This window comes from Ruegeria sp. BHSB196, assembly GCF_059613135.1.
The window spans coordinates 1-14,813 of sequence record NZ_JBXWRY010000001.1 but is presented as its reverse complement, the minus strand read 5'-3'; the positions used below and the strand labels follow the sequence as shown (position 1 = coordinate 14,813).

Annotated in this window: 12 protein-coding genes; 4 read left to right on the top strand and 8 right to left on the bottom strand. The window is 64.2% G+C overall.

Features of this window, described 5'->3' with window-relative positions; translation table 11 throughout:
- Window positions 1-1,299 (top strand): 3-deoxy-D-manno-octulosonic acid transferase, encoded by a 1,299-nt coding sequence (locus AC2FNJ_RS00060; RefSeq protein ID WP_496761539.1) that lies wholly within the window; start codon window positions 1-3, stop codon window positions 1,297-1,299.
- 36 nt (window positions 1,300-1,335) lie between these two features.
- On the opposite strand, the gene AC2FNJ_RS00055 is transcribed toward AC2FNJ_RS00060, so the two are convergent.
- The 5 genes from AC2FNJ_RS00055 to AC2FNJ_RS00035 are packed head-to-tail and all read right to left on the bottom strand — an operon-like array spanning window position 1,336 to window position 7,895.
- Window positions 1,336-2,499: a M20 aminoacylase family protein gene (locus tag AC2FNJ_RS00055; RefSeq protein WP_496761538.1), complete on the bottom strand. Its 1,164-nt coding sequence runs from the start codon at window positions 2,497-2,499 to the stop codon at window positions 1,336-1,338.
- A gap of 24 nt (window positions 2,500-2,523) precedes the next feature.
- Window positions 2,524-3,687 carry a M20 aminoacylase family protein gene (locus tag AC2FNJ_RS00050; RefSeq protein WP_496761537.1) on the bottom strand — a complete coding sequence of 388 codons (1,164 nt, stop codon included), beginning with the start codon at window positions 3,685-3,687 and terminating at the stop codon, window positions 2,524-2,526.
- A 14-nt stretch (window positions 3,688-3,701) separates the two neighbouring features.
- Window positions 3,702-4,868: a M20 aminoacylase family protein gene (locus tag AC2FNJ_RS00045; protein ID WP_496761536.1), complete on the bottom strand. Its 1,167-nt coding sequence runs from the start codon at window positions 4,866-4,868 to the stop codon at window positions 3,702-3,704.
- Between the two features lie 35 nt (window positions 4,869-4,903).
- Window positions 4,904-6,070 carry an acetylornithine deacetylase gene (argE, locus tag AC2FNJ_RS00040; protein ID WP_496761535.1) on the bottom strand — a complete coding sequence of 389 codons (1,167 nt, stop codon included), beginning with the start codon at window positions 6,068-6,070 and terminating at the stop codon, window positions 4,904-4,906.
- A gap of 4 nt (window positions 6,071-6,074) precedes the next feature.
- A complete protein-coding gene (locus tag AC2FNJ_RS00035; RefSeq protein ID WP_496761534.1) occupies window positions 6,075-7,895 on the bottom strand; it encodes an ABC transporter ATP-binding protein in 1,821 nt (606 codons plus the stop codon).
- A gap of 284 nt (window positions 7,896-8,179) precedes the next feature.
- Here AC2FNJ_RS00035 and AC2FNJ_RS00030 point away from each other — a divergent pair, with 284 nt between their 5' ends.
- The 3 genes from AC2FNJ_RS00030 to AC2FNJ_RS00020 all read left to right on the top strand — a co-directional run bounded on the left by AC2FNJ_RS00030 (window position 8,180) and on the right by AC2FNJ_RS00020 (window position 11,966).
- Window positions 8,180-9,889: a peptide ABC transporter substrate-binding protein gene (locus AC2FNJ_RS00030; protein WP_496761533.1), complete on the top strand. Its 1,710-nt coding sequence runs from the start codon at window positions 8,180-8,182 to the stop codon at window positions 9,887-9,889.
- 96 nt (window positions 9,890-9,985) lie between these two features.
- Window positions 9,986-10,993 (top strand): ABC transporter permease, encoded by a 1,008-nt coding sequence (locus AC2FNJ_RS00025; RefSeq protein WP_496761532.1) that lies wholly within the window; start codon window positions 9,986-9,988, stop codon window positions 10,991-10,993.
- Window positions 10,986-11,966, top strand: a complete 981-nt coding sequence (locus AC2FNJ_RS00020; RefSeq protein WP_496761531.1) for an ABC transporter permease — start codon at window positions 10,986-10,988, stop codon at window positions 11,964-11,966. The genes AC2FNJ_RS00025 and AC2FNJ_RS00020 overlap by 8 nt, the downstream gene beginning before the upstream one ends.
- 22 nt (window positions 11,967-11,988) lie before the next feature.
- Here the strand turns inward: AC2FNJ_RS00020 and AC2FNJ_RS00015 are convergent, their stop codons facing one another.
- The 3 genes from AC2FNJ_RS00015 to AC2FNJ_RS00005 all read right to left on the bottom strand — a co-directional run.
- Entirely contained in the window at window positions 11,989-13,278 is a 1,290-nt protein-coding gene (locus AC2FNJ_RS00015; RefSeq protein WP_496761530.1) for a DUF3422 family protein, read from the bottom strand.
- Between the two features lie 107 nt (window positions 13,279-13,385).
- On the bottom strand, window positions 13,386-13,742 hold the full coding sequence (locus tag AC2FNJ_RS00010; RefSeq protein WP_496761529.1) for a VOC family protein: 357 nt from the start codon (window positions 13,740-13,742) through the stop codon (window positions 13,386-13,388).
- A 101-nt stretch (window positions 13,743-13,843) separates the two neighbouring features.
- Window positions 13,844-14,813: NAD(P)(+) transhydrogenase (Re/Si-specific) subunit beta (locus tag AC2FNJ_RS00005; RefSeq protein ID WP_496761528.1), on the bottom strand; the 970-nt coding region annotated here is incomplete at its 5' end.

Here is a 14,813-nt window from a genome sequence, read left to right as displayed (position 1 = left end):
GTGCCAGACCCGCGCAGCAAGGAACCGCTGCTCTATTCGGTCTATCGGGGCGCCACCGCGCTTCTGGCGCCGCTTGCATGGTCCGTCGTGCGACGCAAGCTGGAGCGGGCCGGTGTTTCGCGTGACCGTCAACGGGAACGGCTGGGCCAGCCCAGCATGCCGCGCCCCGACGCGAAGGTGATCTGGTTTCACGCCGCCAGCGTCGGTGAAAGCCTGTCGGTCCTGAGCCTGATCCGGCGCATCGGCGAACGTCTGCCGCAGGCCGAGTTCCTGATCACCTCCGGCACCCCCACGTCGGCCGCGCTGATTGCCAAGCGCCTGCCGCCTCGGACCCGTCACCAGTATCCGCCCCTGGACACCCCGGCCCCGGTGAGCCGGTTTCTGGATCACTGGCGGCCGGATGCCGGGATATTCGTCGAAAGCGAGATCTGGCCCAGGCTGGTCGTGGAAAGCGCGCGGCGCGCCGTGCCGCTGGCGCTGCTGAACGCGCGCCTTTCGGAGAAGTCGGTGCAACAGTGGAAACGCCGGCCCGACACCGCGCGCTTCGTACTTGACCACTTTCAATTGTTTCTGACCCAGAACGACAAGACCGCCGCCAACCTTGTTGCGATGGGGGCGGATCCGGCGCGCGTCAGGCCGGGCACCAATCTCAAGGCGATGTCCGATCCGCTGCCCGTCGATGCGGACACGCTGGCGCAGGTTCGCGACCAGATCGGCGCACGCCCCGTCTGGGTCGCCAGTTCCACCCACGCAGGCGAAGAGGATATCGTGCTGGCCGCGCATTCCGCGCTGCTGGCGCGCCGGCCCGACCTTCTGCTGTTGCTGATCCCGCGCCATCCCGAACGGGGCGACGACGTGTCTGCACTGATCTCCAAGGCCGGCCTGAGCATGGCCCGGCGCACTTTGCGCCAGGGGATCGAGTCCGAAACGCAGGTCTACCTGGCAGACACGCTCGGCGAAACGGGCACCTGGTACGCGCTCTGCCCGCTTGTCTTTCTGGGCGGTTCGCTCAGGGAGATCGGCGGGCACAACCCGTTCGAACCGGCCCAGGCCGGGGCGGCGGTGATCACCGGACCGGGCTATTTCAACTTTGCGGAAACCTACAAGCCGCTCGTCGAAAGCGGCGGCGCGGTCGAGGTGCACACCGCCGAGGATCTGGCCCAGGCGGTCGCGCACTGGCTGGAGGACGATGCGGCCCTTGAAGCCGCCCGCACCGCGGCGCGGGAATGCGTCTCGGATCAGAAACACGCACTGGACGGCGTCATGGACGCGCTCTGCGAACGGCTCCGACTCGGCTGAGCCGTTCACGTATCCCAAGTGTTCCTTCGCGTTGCGTCACGCGGCCGGCATGCGCCGTTCCACGATTTCCGCCCACCAGCTGCACCCGGCCGGGATGGCCTCGTCGTTGAAGTCGTATTCGGGGTGGTGCACCATCGCCGTGTCGCCATTGCCGACCAGAATATAGGCCCCGGGCCGCTCTTCCAGCATGAACGCGAAATCCTCGCCGCCCATCACCAATGGCGCCTCTTCGCAATCGCCTGACACCGCCCGCGCCACCTCGGCGGCGAACTCGGTATGTTCGTCGTGGTTGACCATCACCGGATAGCCGCGGATGTAATTCACATCCACCGTGCCGCCGAACGTCGTGGCGACCCCCTGACAGATTTCCTTGATGCGGGTTTCCGCAAGTTCCCGCATCTCCTTGCTCATGGTCCGAACCGTGCCCTTGATCTGGACCTTTTGCGGGATCACGTTGAACGCCTTGGACGAGGTCTCGAAGGAGGTCACCGAAACAACGACCTGATCGATCGGATCGGCGTTGCGCGATGCAATGGTCTGCAGCGCCAGAACCGCCTGCGCGGTCATTACCGTGGTGTCCACGGTTTCCTGTGGCTTCGCGGCGTGACCCCCACGGCCCTCGAAGGTGATGTCGAACTGATCCGTCGCCGCAAAGAATGCGCCCGGCCGGATCGCGAAGCTGCCGACGGGTTTCCCGGGCCAGTTGTGCATTCCATAGACTTCCTGGATGTTCCAGCGCTCCATCATCCCGTCTTCGCACATTTCGCGGCCGCCGCCGCCGCCTTCCTCGGCGGGCTGGAAGATGACCACGACGGTGCCATCGAAATTGCGGGTCTCGGCGAGGTACTTGGCCGCGCCGAGCAGCATGGCGGTGTGTCCGTCATGGCCGCAGGCATGCATCGCGCCCGGCGTTTTCGAGGCATGGTCCACCCCCGTCGCCTCGTGAATCGGCAGCGCATCCATGTCCGCGCGCAGGCCGATCACCCGGCCCCTGGTATCGGATTTGCCCTTGATCACGCCCACCACGCCGGTGCGTCCGATGCCCGTCACCACCTCGTCGCAGCCGAATTCCTGAAGTTTCTCGGCCACGAGCGCGCTGGTGCGATGGGTATCGAACAGGATCTCGGGGTTTTCGTGAATGTCGCGTCGCCATGCGGTGATCTCATCGTGCAATTCGGCGAACCGGTTCTTGACTGGCATGTGTCTCAACTCTCCTTGGATGGGTCAGGCCGCCGGCATCCGGCGCTCGACCATTTCGGCGAACCACGAGCATCCCAGCGGGATGATCTCGTCGTTGAAATCGTATTCAGGGTGGTGCAGCCCGGCAGTGTCCCCGTTGCCCAGAACGATGAAGGCGCCCGGGCGCTCCTGCAGCATGAAGGAAAAATCCTCGCCCCCCATCACCATCGGCGCCTCGGTACAGCTGCCGCCCACGGCAATGGCCGCCTCGGCAGCGAATTGCGTCTGCGCCTCGGCATTGATCGTCACCGGCACGCCGTGGCTGTAGCGGATCTCGGCGCGGCCTCCCAACGAAGCCGCGATACCCTCGACAACCTCTTTCAGCCGCGTTTCTATCAGCGACCGAGCCTCGTTGGAATGGGTCCGGACCGTGCCGCGCAGCCGTGCGGATTGCGGGATCACGTTGAAGGCCGTCGAAGAGGTTTCCACCGACGTAACGGACACGACCGCCTGCAGGGTCGGATCCACGTTGCGCGACACGATCGTCTGCAAGGCAACGATCACCTGAGACAGCATCACCGTCGTATCCACCGTTTCCTGGGGTTTGGCCGCATGCCCGCCCCGCCCTTCCAGCCGGATGTCGAATTCGTCCGCCGCCGCCAGCAACGGCCCCGAACGGATCGCGAACTGTCCGGTCGGCAGGCCGGGCACGTTGTGCATGGCATAGACCTCCTGAATCCCGAACCGGTCCATCAGCCCGTCCTGGCACATCGCCTCGGCACCGTTACCGCCCTCTTCGGCCGGCTGAAAGATCACCACGGCGGTGCCGTCGAAATTCCGCGTCTCAGCCAGATACTTCGCCGCCCCAAGCACCATGGCCGTGTGCCCGTCATGGCCGCAGGCATGCATCGCGCCCGGCGTTTTCGAAGCGTGGTCGAGCCCGGTCTGCTCCTGCATCGGCAAAGCGTCCATGTCGGCCCGCAGCCCGATCACCCGTCCCTGGGTGTCGGATTTGCCCTTGATCACACCAACCACTCCGGTACGTCCGATGCCCGTCACCACCTCGTCGCAACCGAATTCCCGCAGTTTTTCGGCCACCAGCGCGCTGGTGCGGTGCGTGTCATACAGGATTTCGGGGTTTTCGTGGATGTCACGCCGCCAGGCCGTGATCTCTGCATGCATTTCCGCAAGGCGATTCTTGATCGGCATCTTTTTTCTCCCCGTCACGCCGCCGGCATGCGGCGTTCGACCAATTCGGCGAACCAGCTGCACCCGGCCGGAATGGCATCGTCGTCGAAATCATACGCGGGATGATGGCACATCGCCGTGTCGCCGTTGCCGACAAAGATGTAGGCTCCGGGCCGCTGTTCAAGCATGTAGGCGAAATCTTCGGACGGCATGATGGGATCGGTGTCCGAATTCACCTTGCCTGCCACCGCTTCGGCCGCCTCTGCCGCATGGGCGGTCTCGGCTTCGGAATTGACCGTGACGGGATAGCCAGGCGTCCATGTCACCTCGGCCCTGGCGCCAAAGGCCGAGGCCGTATCCTCGGCGATCCGGCGCACCCGCTCCTCGGCGATGCTCCGGTATTCCGGGTCCAGCGTCCGGACCGTCCCCTTGAGGGTCACGGTATGCGCGATCACGTTCGAGGCGACGCTGTCGGTTTCGAATGTCCCCACCGTCAGCACCACGCGCTTGATCGGGTCCACCGTGCGCGACACCACCGATTGCAGGGCGACGACGATATGCGACGCAACCAGTGTGGTGTCCACCGCCTCGTGCGGCGCGGCGGCATGGCCGCCCTTGCCCGTCACGACGATCTCGAATTCGTCGGACGAGGCCAGCAACGCGCCGGGCCGGATCGCGAATTCGCCCACCGGCAGGCCGGGCATGTTGTGCATGCCATAGACCTCCTGAATGCCCCAACGCTCCATCAGCCCGTCCTGGCACATGGCAAGACCGCCTGCGCCGCCCTCTTCGGCGGGCTGGAAGATCAGCACCGCCGTGCCGTCGAAATTCCGTGTCTCCGCAAGGTATTTCGCGGCCCCCAGCAACATCGAGGTGTGCCCGTCATGGCCGCAGGCATGCATCTTGCCCGGCACGGTCGAGGCATAGTCGGCACCCGTCGCCTCCTCGATCGGCAGGGCATCCATGTCGGCGCGCAGGCCCACGACGCGGCCTTTGGTATCGGTCCTGCCTTTGATCACCGCCACGACCCCGGTCTTGCCGACACCGGTGGTGATGTCCTCGATTCCGAATTCCTTCAGACGCGCGACGACGAAAGCGGCGGTCTCGTGCACGTCGTACATGAGTTCGGGATGGGCGTGCAGATGGCGGCGCCATCCGGTGATTTCGTCATGCATCTCGGCCAGCCGGTTCTTGATCGGCATGTCCAGTCCTCCCCTGATTGACGCGTCTTGCGGCGCTAGCCGGTCAGCCGGTCCAACAGCCGCTCCATGAAGCCCTGGCCCGCCTGGAACTGGGCCACGGTGATGAATTCGTTGGGCTGGTGCGCCTGCGCAATGTCGCCGGGTCCGCAAATGACCGCCGAATAGCCCGCCTGCTGAAAGTGGCCCGCCTCGGTCCCATAGCTGACCACGTGGCGCGCATTGTCGCCGGTAATGGCGCGCACCAGCGTCTCGGCCTCGCCATCCTGCTCCGGTTCCAGGGCCGGCACGGCGAAATGCTCGGACACGTCGATCCGCGCCTCCGGGTGAACCGCCCGCATCTCGGCCTCGACCGCGCGCACCTCGGTCAGGTAGGCGTTCCGCCAGCTTGCAGGATCCTCGCCCGGCACGACGCGGAAATCCATCATGAACCGGCAATCCTTGGCGGTGATGTTGTGCGCCGTGCCGCCGCTGATCTGCCCGACATGACAGGTTGTCCAGGGCGGATCGAACAGCGCCGCCATTCCCGACGGCTCTGTCGCCCTGTTCGCGGCGTTTCGGTGGTTGGCCCAGTCAATCAGCGGGGCCGCGGACATCACCGCATTGACGCCCGTATGCATGATCGAACTGTGGACTTCGAACCCCACGACGTGGGTATCGTATCCGAAGCCGCCCTTGTGCCCCGTCACCGCCTGCATCATCGACGGCTCACCGACGATCACGGCCGAGCCTTTCGGCACCATGTCCTGCATGGCCCGGATCATCGGCGGGGCTCCGGTGCACCCGACTTCCTCATCGAAGCTGAGCGCCAGTTGCAGCGGGCGGGAGATGTTGCGGTTCTGCGCCTCGACCATCGCCCAGATCGCCAGCGCGTCGAACCCCTTCATGTCGCAGGTGCCGCGCCCGAAATACTTTCCGTCACGCTCGACGACTTCGAATGGATCGGTCTCCCAGGGCTGGCCATCGACCGGCACCACATCGGTATGCCCCGACAGTACGATGGCCCCCTCCTCCCTTGGTCCCACATGCGCCACCAAGGCCGCCTTGTGCGGCTGGTCCGGGTCGGGCCAGCGATGGGTCTCGATGCCGTGACCCCGAAGATAGTCCTCGACCCAATCGACCAGCGGCAGGTTGGTTTCACGGCTCACGGTCGGAAACGAGATCAACCTGGTCATGATCTCAAGGGGCGTGAGGCGCGGGGTCATGCCATCAGTACCCGCTGTCGGTCGTCAGGATCAGGTGCCCCGGTTCGACCTCGCGGTACTCCGAAGGTTCGGGCTGGTAGTTCAGAGGATGAATTGGTGACGGTATCGGCTTGAAATTCAAATCCTTTTCCGACTTGCGCTTGTGCGGATCCGCGATCGGAACCGCCTTCATCAAGGCTTGGGTATAGGGGTGCTGCGGGTTCTCGAAAACCCGCGCACGCGGCCCGAGTTCAACGATCCGGCCCAGATACATGACCCCCACGTAATGGCTGACCCGCTCCACAACCGCCATGTCATGGCTGATGAACAGATAGCTCAGCCCCAGCTCGGCCTGAAGCTCCATCATCAGGTTCAGAACCTGCGCCTGCACCGACACGTCGAGCGCCGACACCGCCTCGTCCGCGATGATCAGCTTGGGGTTCAACGCCAGCGCGCGGGCGATGGCGATGCGCTGCCGCTGTCCGCCTGACATTTCGTGCGGAAACCGGCGCATGAAGCTGCGCGGCAGCTGCACGCGGTCGAACAGATGCGCGACGCGGTCCTGCAGTTCGGAGCCGCTGGCGACGTTGTAGTTCTTGAGCGGCTCGGCCACCTGGTCGACAAGCTGCATCTGCGGGTTGAGCGACGCGAAGGGATCCTGAAAGATCATCTGCATGTCCAGGCGCGCCCTGCGCAGGCCGGCCTGATCCAGCTTCATGATGTCGACGCCGTCAAGGTTGATCTCACCCGCCATCGGCTCGACCAGCCGCAGGATGGAGCGCCCCGCCGAGGACTTTCCGCAGCCGGATTCGCCCACGAGGCTGAGGGTCTGGCCGCGGTTGAGCGTGAACGAGACATCCTCGACCGCATGCACGTTCGCGACCGTGCGCCGCAACAGGCCGCCCTTGACCGGGAACCGCGTCGTCAGGTTCCTGACGGTCAAAAGCACTTCGTTCGTGCCCGGGATCGGCGCGATGGTCTGGTTTTCGGCCCCCAACAGCTTCATCGGCTCGGGCGCCGCCTTGCCCCGCATCTCCCCGAGTTTCGGCACGGCAGCCAGCAGCGCCTTGGTGTAGTCGTGCTGCGGGTTCTCGAAGATTTCGGTGACGGTCCCCTCTTCGACCTTGTTGCCGCGATACATGACCACCACGCGGTCGGCCATCTGGGCCACAACCGCCATGTCATGCGTGATGAACATCACCGCTGTTCCGGTTTCACGCTTGAGCCGGTCCATCAAGGCCAGGATCTCGGCCTGGATGGTCACGTCCAGCGCCGTCGTCGGTTCGTCGGCGATCAGCAGGCGCGGCTCGCAAGCCATCGCCATCGCGATCACCACCCGCTGGCGCATCCCGCCCGACAGTTCATGTGGATACTGCCGCAGCCTGCGTTCCGGTTCGGGAATGCGGACCTGCCTCAGCAGTTCGAGCGCCCGCGCTTCGGCCGCGGCCTTGGACATGTCCTTGTGGATGCGCAGACCCTCGGTCAGCTGCCGGCCCACCGTGAAGACGGGATTGAGCGCCGTCATCGGCTCCTGAAAGATCATTCCGATCTCGTTGCCGCGAATCTGCTTCATCAGATCCTGATCGACCTTCGACAGATCCAGTTCCTCGCCGTCGCGGCGGTCGAACAGCAGCTGGCCGCCGGCGATTTCGCCGCCGCCGAATTCGACCAGCCGCATCAGCGACAGCGACGACACCGACTTGCCAGACCCGGATTCTCCAACGATACAAACGGTTTCGCCTGGTCTGACCTCGAACGAGACATCCTCGACCCCCACCACGGGGCCATCCTTGGTCTGGAACTCGACCCGGAGTTTTCTGATCTGTGCAATAGGCTGATCCAGCACGCGCGCGCTCCCCTCGGTCGCCCTTATCTGTCGTGCGACAAACGCTATGACCGCTCGGAGGGGAAAGTCAAACCCATTGCAGATTTTCCCCACGGCAAGGCTTGCAATTTTCGGAAACTCTGTTTCGATACGCTTCGTAACCGTTCCTGGGGAGAGAACGAAAACCACGACGCGCAGCTTGCGCACCGTTTGTTTTCAATACTTTACCTTACGACCGGCAACGCCAAATCCGCAGGCAATGCGGAGATAGACGCGGCACATTCGTGTCCAACATGGAGTGTAGAATGAAAACCAAAGCCCTTTTACTTGGTGCGATCGCAAGCACGGCGCTGGCCCCGGCGGCCTTTGCCGAGCGTGGATCGGACGGCAATGTCAGCATCATCTACTGGCAGGCCCCGTCGATCCTGAACCCGTTCCTGTCGGGCGGCACCAAGGACGTGGAATCCTCGTCCCTGATCATCGAACCGCTGGCCCGGTACGACCAGGACGGCAACATGGTGCCCTATCTGGCCGCCGAGATTCCGACCGTCGAGAACGGCGGCGTCAGCGAAGACCTGACCTCGATCACCTGGAAGATCGCACCGGGAATCGTCTGGTCGGACGGCACGCCTTTCACCGCGCATGACGTGAAGTTCACGGCCGATTACTGCATGCACCCCGAAGGCGGCTGCGCGCAGTTGACCAAGTTCGAAGGCGTGACCTCGGTCGAGGCGGTTGACGACATGACCGTCAAGGTGACGTTCGAGGCCCCGACGCCCTTCCCCTACGGCCCGTTCGTCGGCGGCGAAAGCCCGATCATCCAGAAGGCCCAGTTCGAGAACTGCATCGGCGCCAAGGCCCCGGAATGCACCGAGCAGAATTTCGGCCCGATCGGCACCGGCCCCTTCGTGGTGGACGAATTCAAGCCGAACGACGTGATCACCATGTCGGCCAACCCGAACTATCGTGATCCGAACAAGCCGGCCTTTGCCACGCTGACCTTCAAGGGCGGCGGCGATGCCACCGCGGCCGGTCGCGCGGTGATGGAAACAGGCGAGTTCGACTATGCCTGGAACCTGCAGCTGGCGCCGGAAGTGATCGCGCAGATGGAAGCGGGCGGCAAAGGCATTCCGGTGGCTGGTTTCGGTCCGCTGGTCGAACGCATCATGCTGAACCAGACGAACCCGTCGCCGGACCTGCCGGAAGGCGAGCGTTCGACGGCCGCGCATCCGCATCCGTTCCTAACCGACCCGGCGGTCTACAAGGCGATGTCCCTGGCCATCGACCGTCCGCTGCTGGTCGAAATCGGATACGGCAAGGCCGGTCAGGTGACCTGCAACTGGGTGCCCGCACCTGCCGCGGTCAATTCCGACACCTTCACCTGCGACACACAGGATCTGGATGCGGCCAACCAGCTGCTGGAAGACGCAGGCTACAAGGACACCAACGGCGACGGCGTGCGCGAAACGCCCGACGGTGTTCCGATGAAGGTCGTCTACCAGACCTCGACCAACGCCGTGCGTCAGGACTTCCAGGCGCTGATCAAGGAGTGGTGGGCCCAGATCGGCATCGAGACCGAACTGCGCAACATCAACGCTTCGGTCTTCTTCGGCGGTGATCCGGGCTCGCCCGACACCTTCCAGAAGTTCTACGCCGACGTGCAGATGTACGCCAACACCTTCAACGGTACCGACCCGCAGTCCTATCTGGGCAACCTGCTTTGCGACAAGGCGCCTCGCCCCGAAACCCAGTGGCAGGGCGAGAACATCTCGCGCTGGTGCAACCCGGAGTATGACGCGCTGCATGCCAAGCTGGCCGAGACCGCCGGTGCCGAGGCACGCGCCGAAATCGCCAAACAGCTGAACGACATGGCGATCGAAGGCGGCGCGATGATCCCGCTGGTGCACCGTGGCCGTCTGTCCGCGCATTCGACCACGTTGGGCGGCGTCGTGCTGAACGTGTGGGACAGCGAGCTTTGGAACGCTGCCGACTGGTTCCGCAAGACCGGTTCCTGATCACTGCACTTGCAATGCCGCGCTCCGACTCGTATCGGGGCGCGGCCTCTGACAAGCGGCCGCAAGAAAAAGACTCGTAAACCAAGGCGCACCTGAATGCTGACCTTCACCATCCGACGTCTGGTCCTGGCTGTCCCGACGCTTTTGTTCATCAGTCTTGTCATCTTCCTGCTTCTCGAACTCGCGCCCGGAGATCCGATGGCGCAGGTGCCGCTGACGGTGCCGCCGGAAGTGAAGGAAAAGATGCGCGAGGCGCTGGGGCTGGGCCAACCCATGCACATCCGGTTCTGGAAATGGATCGTGCAGTTCTTCTGGATCGAGCCGCAGGTTCTCATCGACCACATTTTCGGAACGACGTTTTCGCAAGGCGACCTGCGGGTGATCTCGTGGCAGACCCGCTCGCCGGTCATGGACATTGTCGTTCAGCGCATCCCGCAGACCCTCTGGGTCGTCGGTACGGCCTATGTCGTGGCCATCATCATCGCCCTGCCGATCGGCATCTATTCCGCCTATCGGCAGTATTCCTGGTTCGATCAGATGGGCACCTTCGTGTCGATGGTAGGGTTCTCGGTGCCGCCGTTCTTCTCGGGGGTTCTGGTCATCGTGATCTTCTCGGTGCAATTGGGCTGGTTCCCGTCGATCTACGACACCACCCACAAGGTCACGGACTGGGACAGCTTCGTGATCCAGCTTCAGCAGATGATCATGCCGGTGATGGTGCTGGCCCTGCAGATCACCGCGCAGCTGAGCCGGTTCATGCGCGCATCGATGCTGGACAACCTGAACCAGGATTACGTGCGCACCGCCCGCGCCAAGGGCCTGAGCGAATACACGGTGGTCATGGTCCACGTGCTGCGCAACTCGATGATCCCGGTCGTCACCGTTATCGCCCTCGGGATTCCGGCGATCTTCGGCGGCGCCATCATCACCGAACAGGTGTTCAAGGTGAACGGGATCGGCCAGCTGCTGATCGGCGCGATCCAGGCCAACGACCTGCCGATGGTACAAACCCTCACATTCATCTTTGCCGTGCTGATCGTTTTGTTCAATCTGGTCGCCGACGTCCTTTACGGCATTCTGGACCCGAGGATCCGCTATGACTGAGAAGGATCGCACAGACACGCTGGTCCCTGACGAAGGACTCGTACCGGCCTCGACCGCGCTGCCCACGGCCGGCGTCATGGATGAACTGGTCAGCCCGCCGCGCAGCCAGTGGCGGGATGTCTGGGATCAGTTCAAGACCCACCGCGGCGCCATGATCGGCGCGATCCTGTTCATCCTGATCGTCGCTTCGGTCTATCTCGGCCCGTTCTTCTGGGACATCGACCCGACCCAGACCGCGATCCGCGAACGGAACCAGGGCCCGAGCTGGGCACATCCCTTCGGAACCGATCAGCTCGGTCGCGACATACTGGCGCGCATGATGGCGGGGGGCCAGACCTCGGTTTCGGTCGGGATCACCGCGATGCTGCTGGCGCTGCTCCTCGGTTCGCTGATCGGGGTGCTGGCCGGGTTCTTCCGGCGGCTCGACGGACCGTTGATGCGCCTGACCGACCTGTTCCTGGCACTACCCCTGCTGCCGCTGCTGCTGGTGATGATGCTGCTGTTCCGCGAGCCGCTTTCGGCCGCCTTCGGGCTGGAACGCGGGATCTTCATCCTGATCGTCTGCGCCATCGGAATCACCTCGTGGATGCCGACGGCGCGGATCGTGCGCGGCGACGTGCTGGCCATCAAGGAACGCGAGTTCGTTCTGGCCGCCCGCTCGATCGGCACCAGCAACACCCAGATCATCACCCGGCACATCCTGCCCAACGTGCTGTCGCCTATCATGGTGTCGGCCACGCTGGGCATCGCCACGGCAATCATCACCGAAAGTGCGCTGTCCTTCCTGGGGCTGGGCTTCCCGCCCGATTTCCCGACCTGGGGCCGCCTGCTGTTCGATGGCGTCGATTACCTGCAGCAATACCCCGAGCGGGTGTTCTGGCCGGGGCTGGCGATCTCGCTGACCGTGCTCAGCGTCAACTATCTGGGTGACGGCCTGCGCGACGCGCTCGACCCGAGGATTCGGGGCCGCTGACCGGCCCCGACCGGCTGTCCGATCAGGACGGTTTGGTTTCCAGTTTTCTGCGGATCCGGCGGACCGACCACCAGACCGCGGCGACGACCGGCACCGTGATCGCCGCCGTCAGCGTCCCCTTGCTGATCCCGGCCCCGGTCAACGGGTAGAGCAGGTATCCCGCGAGCGACACCGCGTAATAGCTGATCGCCACCACGGACAGCCCTTCGACCGTGTGCTGAAGCCTCAGGGCAAGATCGGCACGCCGATCCATGCTCTCCAGCAGCGCCTGGTTCTGCGCGCTGCGCTCAACGTCCACGCGGGTCCGAAGCAGTTCGCCCGCCCGAATGGCGCGGTCGGACAGCGCCTCCAGCCGCTTTTCGGTCGATTTGACGGTGCGCATCGCCGGTTCGTAGCGGCGCATCATGAAATCCGCAAAAGTCTGGCGGCCCTGGTACCGTTCTTCGCGCAGGACTTCGATCCGCTGGTTCACGATGGCCTCATAGGCCCCGGTGGCGCCGAAGCGAAAGGCGCAGCGCGCCGACAGGGTTTCGAGCTCGGCCGAGGTCGAAAGGAGCTGCGGCAGCAACTCGTCGGCCTGCGCCCCTCCGCCAGTCATCTCGGTCATCAGGGCCGTCAGCCGGCCGTCGAGTTCCCCGATGCGCGGCGTCAGCGCCTTGACCCGCGCAAAGCCAAGCATCGACATCGCCTTGTAGGTTTCGATCTCGCACAGGCGCTGGATGATCCTGCCCGTGCGGCGGCGTCCGGTTTCGCGGGCCACGAAGAGGGCAAAGCGCATGTGCCCGGCCGGATCGATGCGGAAATCGCTGGCGGCCACCGCGGCATCGTCCAGCACCCGCGCCACGGCAAGGCTTTCGGCCTCGAACCATTCCCCCAAAGCCTCGTCGATCCGATCTTCGCCCGGATGGTCCACGACCCGCACCATCGCCGACGTGACCCTTTGGCCCGGACTTTGCATCAGCCAGTCCTGCGGAAAGATCTCGAAATCCGCAGGGTTGAAGGCCCGCTCGCTGACGGTTTGGGAAATCGCCGTGTAGGTGACGAATTCGGTATGCTGCTCCCATTTGAGCCAGTGCCGTCCGATCTGCCCGGCATAATGCGTGGCGTCGGGCTGCGGGTGCGGAACGCCGTGCCGGTCGAGCAGATCGATCAGATGCGCGAGATCGCGGGCCTTGTCCCGCGCCGCGGCCTCCACAGGCTGCTTGATGGCCAGAAAGACCACGGTGCAGGGTGCCGATGCCGCCGGAAAGGGCCGAGCGTGCAGCTCATTGGCCAGCGCGTAGCGCAACGGATGGTCCTGGATCGGCGTCATGACAAGCTCCTGCGGATGCGGGCCACTATACGCGATCCCGGAAAGACATCAATTCCGTTTTATTTCAGATGTTTAGCGGAATACCGCCGTATACAAAAGCGACCTTTTCAGCCTTTCGGCTCCCACAGTTCGATCGGGTTGCCCTCGGGATCGTGAAGCCGGGCGAACCGGCCGATGTCGCCGTCCCACTCGGTGCGGGTTTCGACGGCAATGCCAGCGGCCTGCAACTGTGCGATCATCGCCTCCAGGTCGTTCACCCGAAAATTGAACATCCACTGCCGCCGGGTATCGCCGAAATATTCCGTGTCTTCGGCAAAAGGCGCAAACATCGTCTGCCCCGCACGCTGCCGCCAGGGACCGGCGGTGAACCGTGTCACGCCCAGATGGGTTTCGTACCATTCCGCCAGCCTCTCGGGATCGCGGGCGCGAAAGAAGACACCGCCAATTCCGTTCACCTGTTCCATGGGCCACCTCCGCAAGGGCGACGGTAGCTTGGTCAGGGCCGGGTTCGCAAAAGAAAAGGCGCCCGAGCCGAGCGCCTCTTCCGATTGCGTCGGAGCCGGCCTCAGTCGATCATCGGCAACAGCTTGTCCAGCGACTGCTTGGCGTCGCCATAGAACATCCGGGTGTTTTCCTTGAAGAATAGCGGGTTTTCGATGCCCGAATACCCGGTGCCCTGGCCGCGCTTGCTGACGAAGACCTGCTTGGCCTTCCACACTTCCAGAACCGGCATCCCGGCGATGGGGCTGTTGGGATCCTCCTGCGCCGCCGGGTTCACGATGTCGTTCGAACCGATGACGATGGCCACATCCGTATCGGGGAAATCGTCGTTGATCTCGTCCATCTCCAGCACGATGTCGTAGGGAACCTTGGCCTCGGCCAACAGCACGTTCATGTGGCCCGGCAGACGGCCCGCGACGGGGTGGATGGCGAAGCGGACGGTCTTGCCCTTGGCCCGCAGCTTGCGGACCAGTTCGCTGACCGACTGCTGCGCCTGCGCCACCGCCATGCCGTATCCGGGCACGATGATCACGCTGTCGGCATCGTTCAATGCCGCGGCCACGCCATCGGCCTCGATGGCGATCTGCTCGCCCTCGACCTCCATCGCGGGGCCGGATGTGTTGCCGAAGCCGCCGAGGATCACGCTGACGAAATGCCGGTTCATCGCCTTGCACATGATGTAGCTGAGGATGGCACCGGATGAGCCCACCAGCGCCCCCACCACGATCAGCAGGTCGTTGCCGAGGCTGAAGCCGATGGCCGCCGCCGCCCAGCCCGAGTAGGAGTTGAGCATCGACACCACCACCGGCATGTCGGCGCCGCCGATGCCCATGATCAGGTGATAGCCGATGAACAGCGCCGCCAGCGTCATCAGGAACAGCGGAAAGAAGCCGCCGGTGTTGAAGTACCAGATCAGGCAGATCAGCGACAGCGCCGCCGCGCCGGCATTCAGCATGTGCCCGCCCGGCAGCTTGGTGGCCGCAGACGTGACCTTGCCCGCCAGCTTGCCATAGGCGATGACCGAGCCGGTGAAG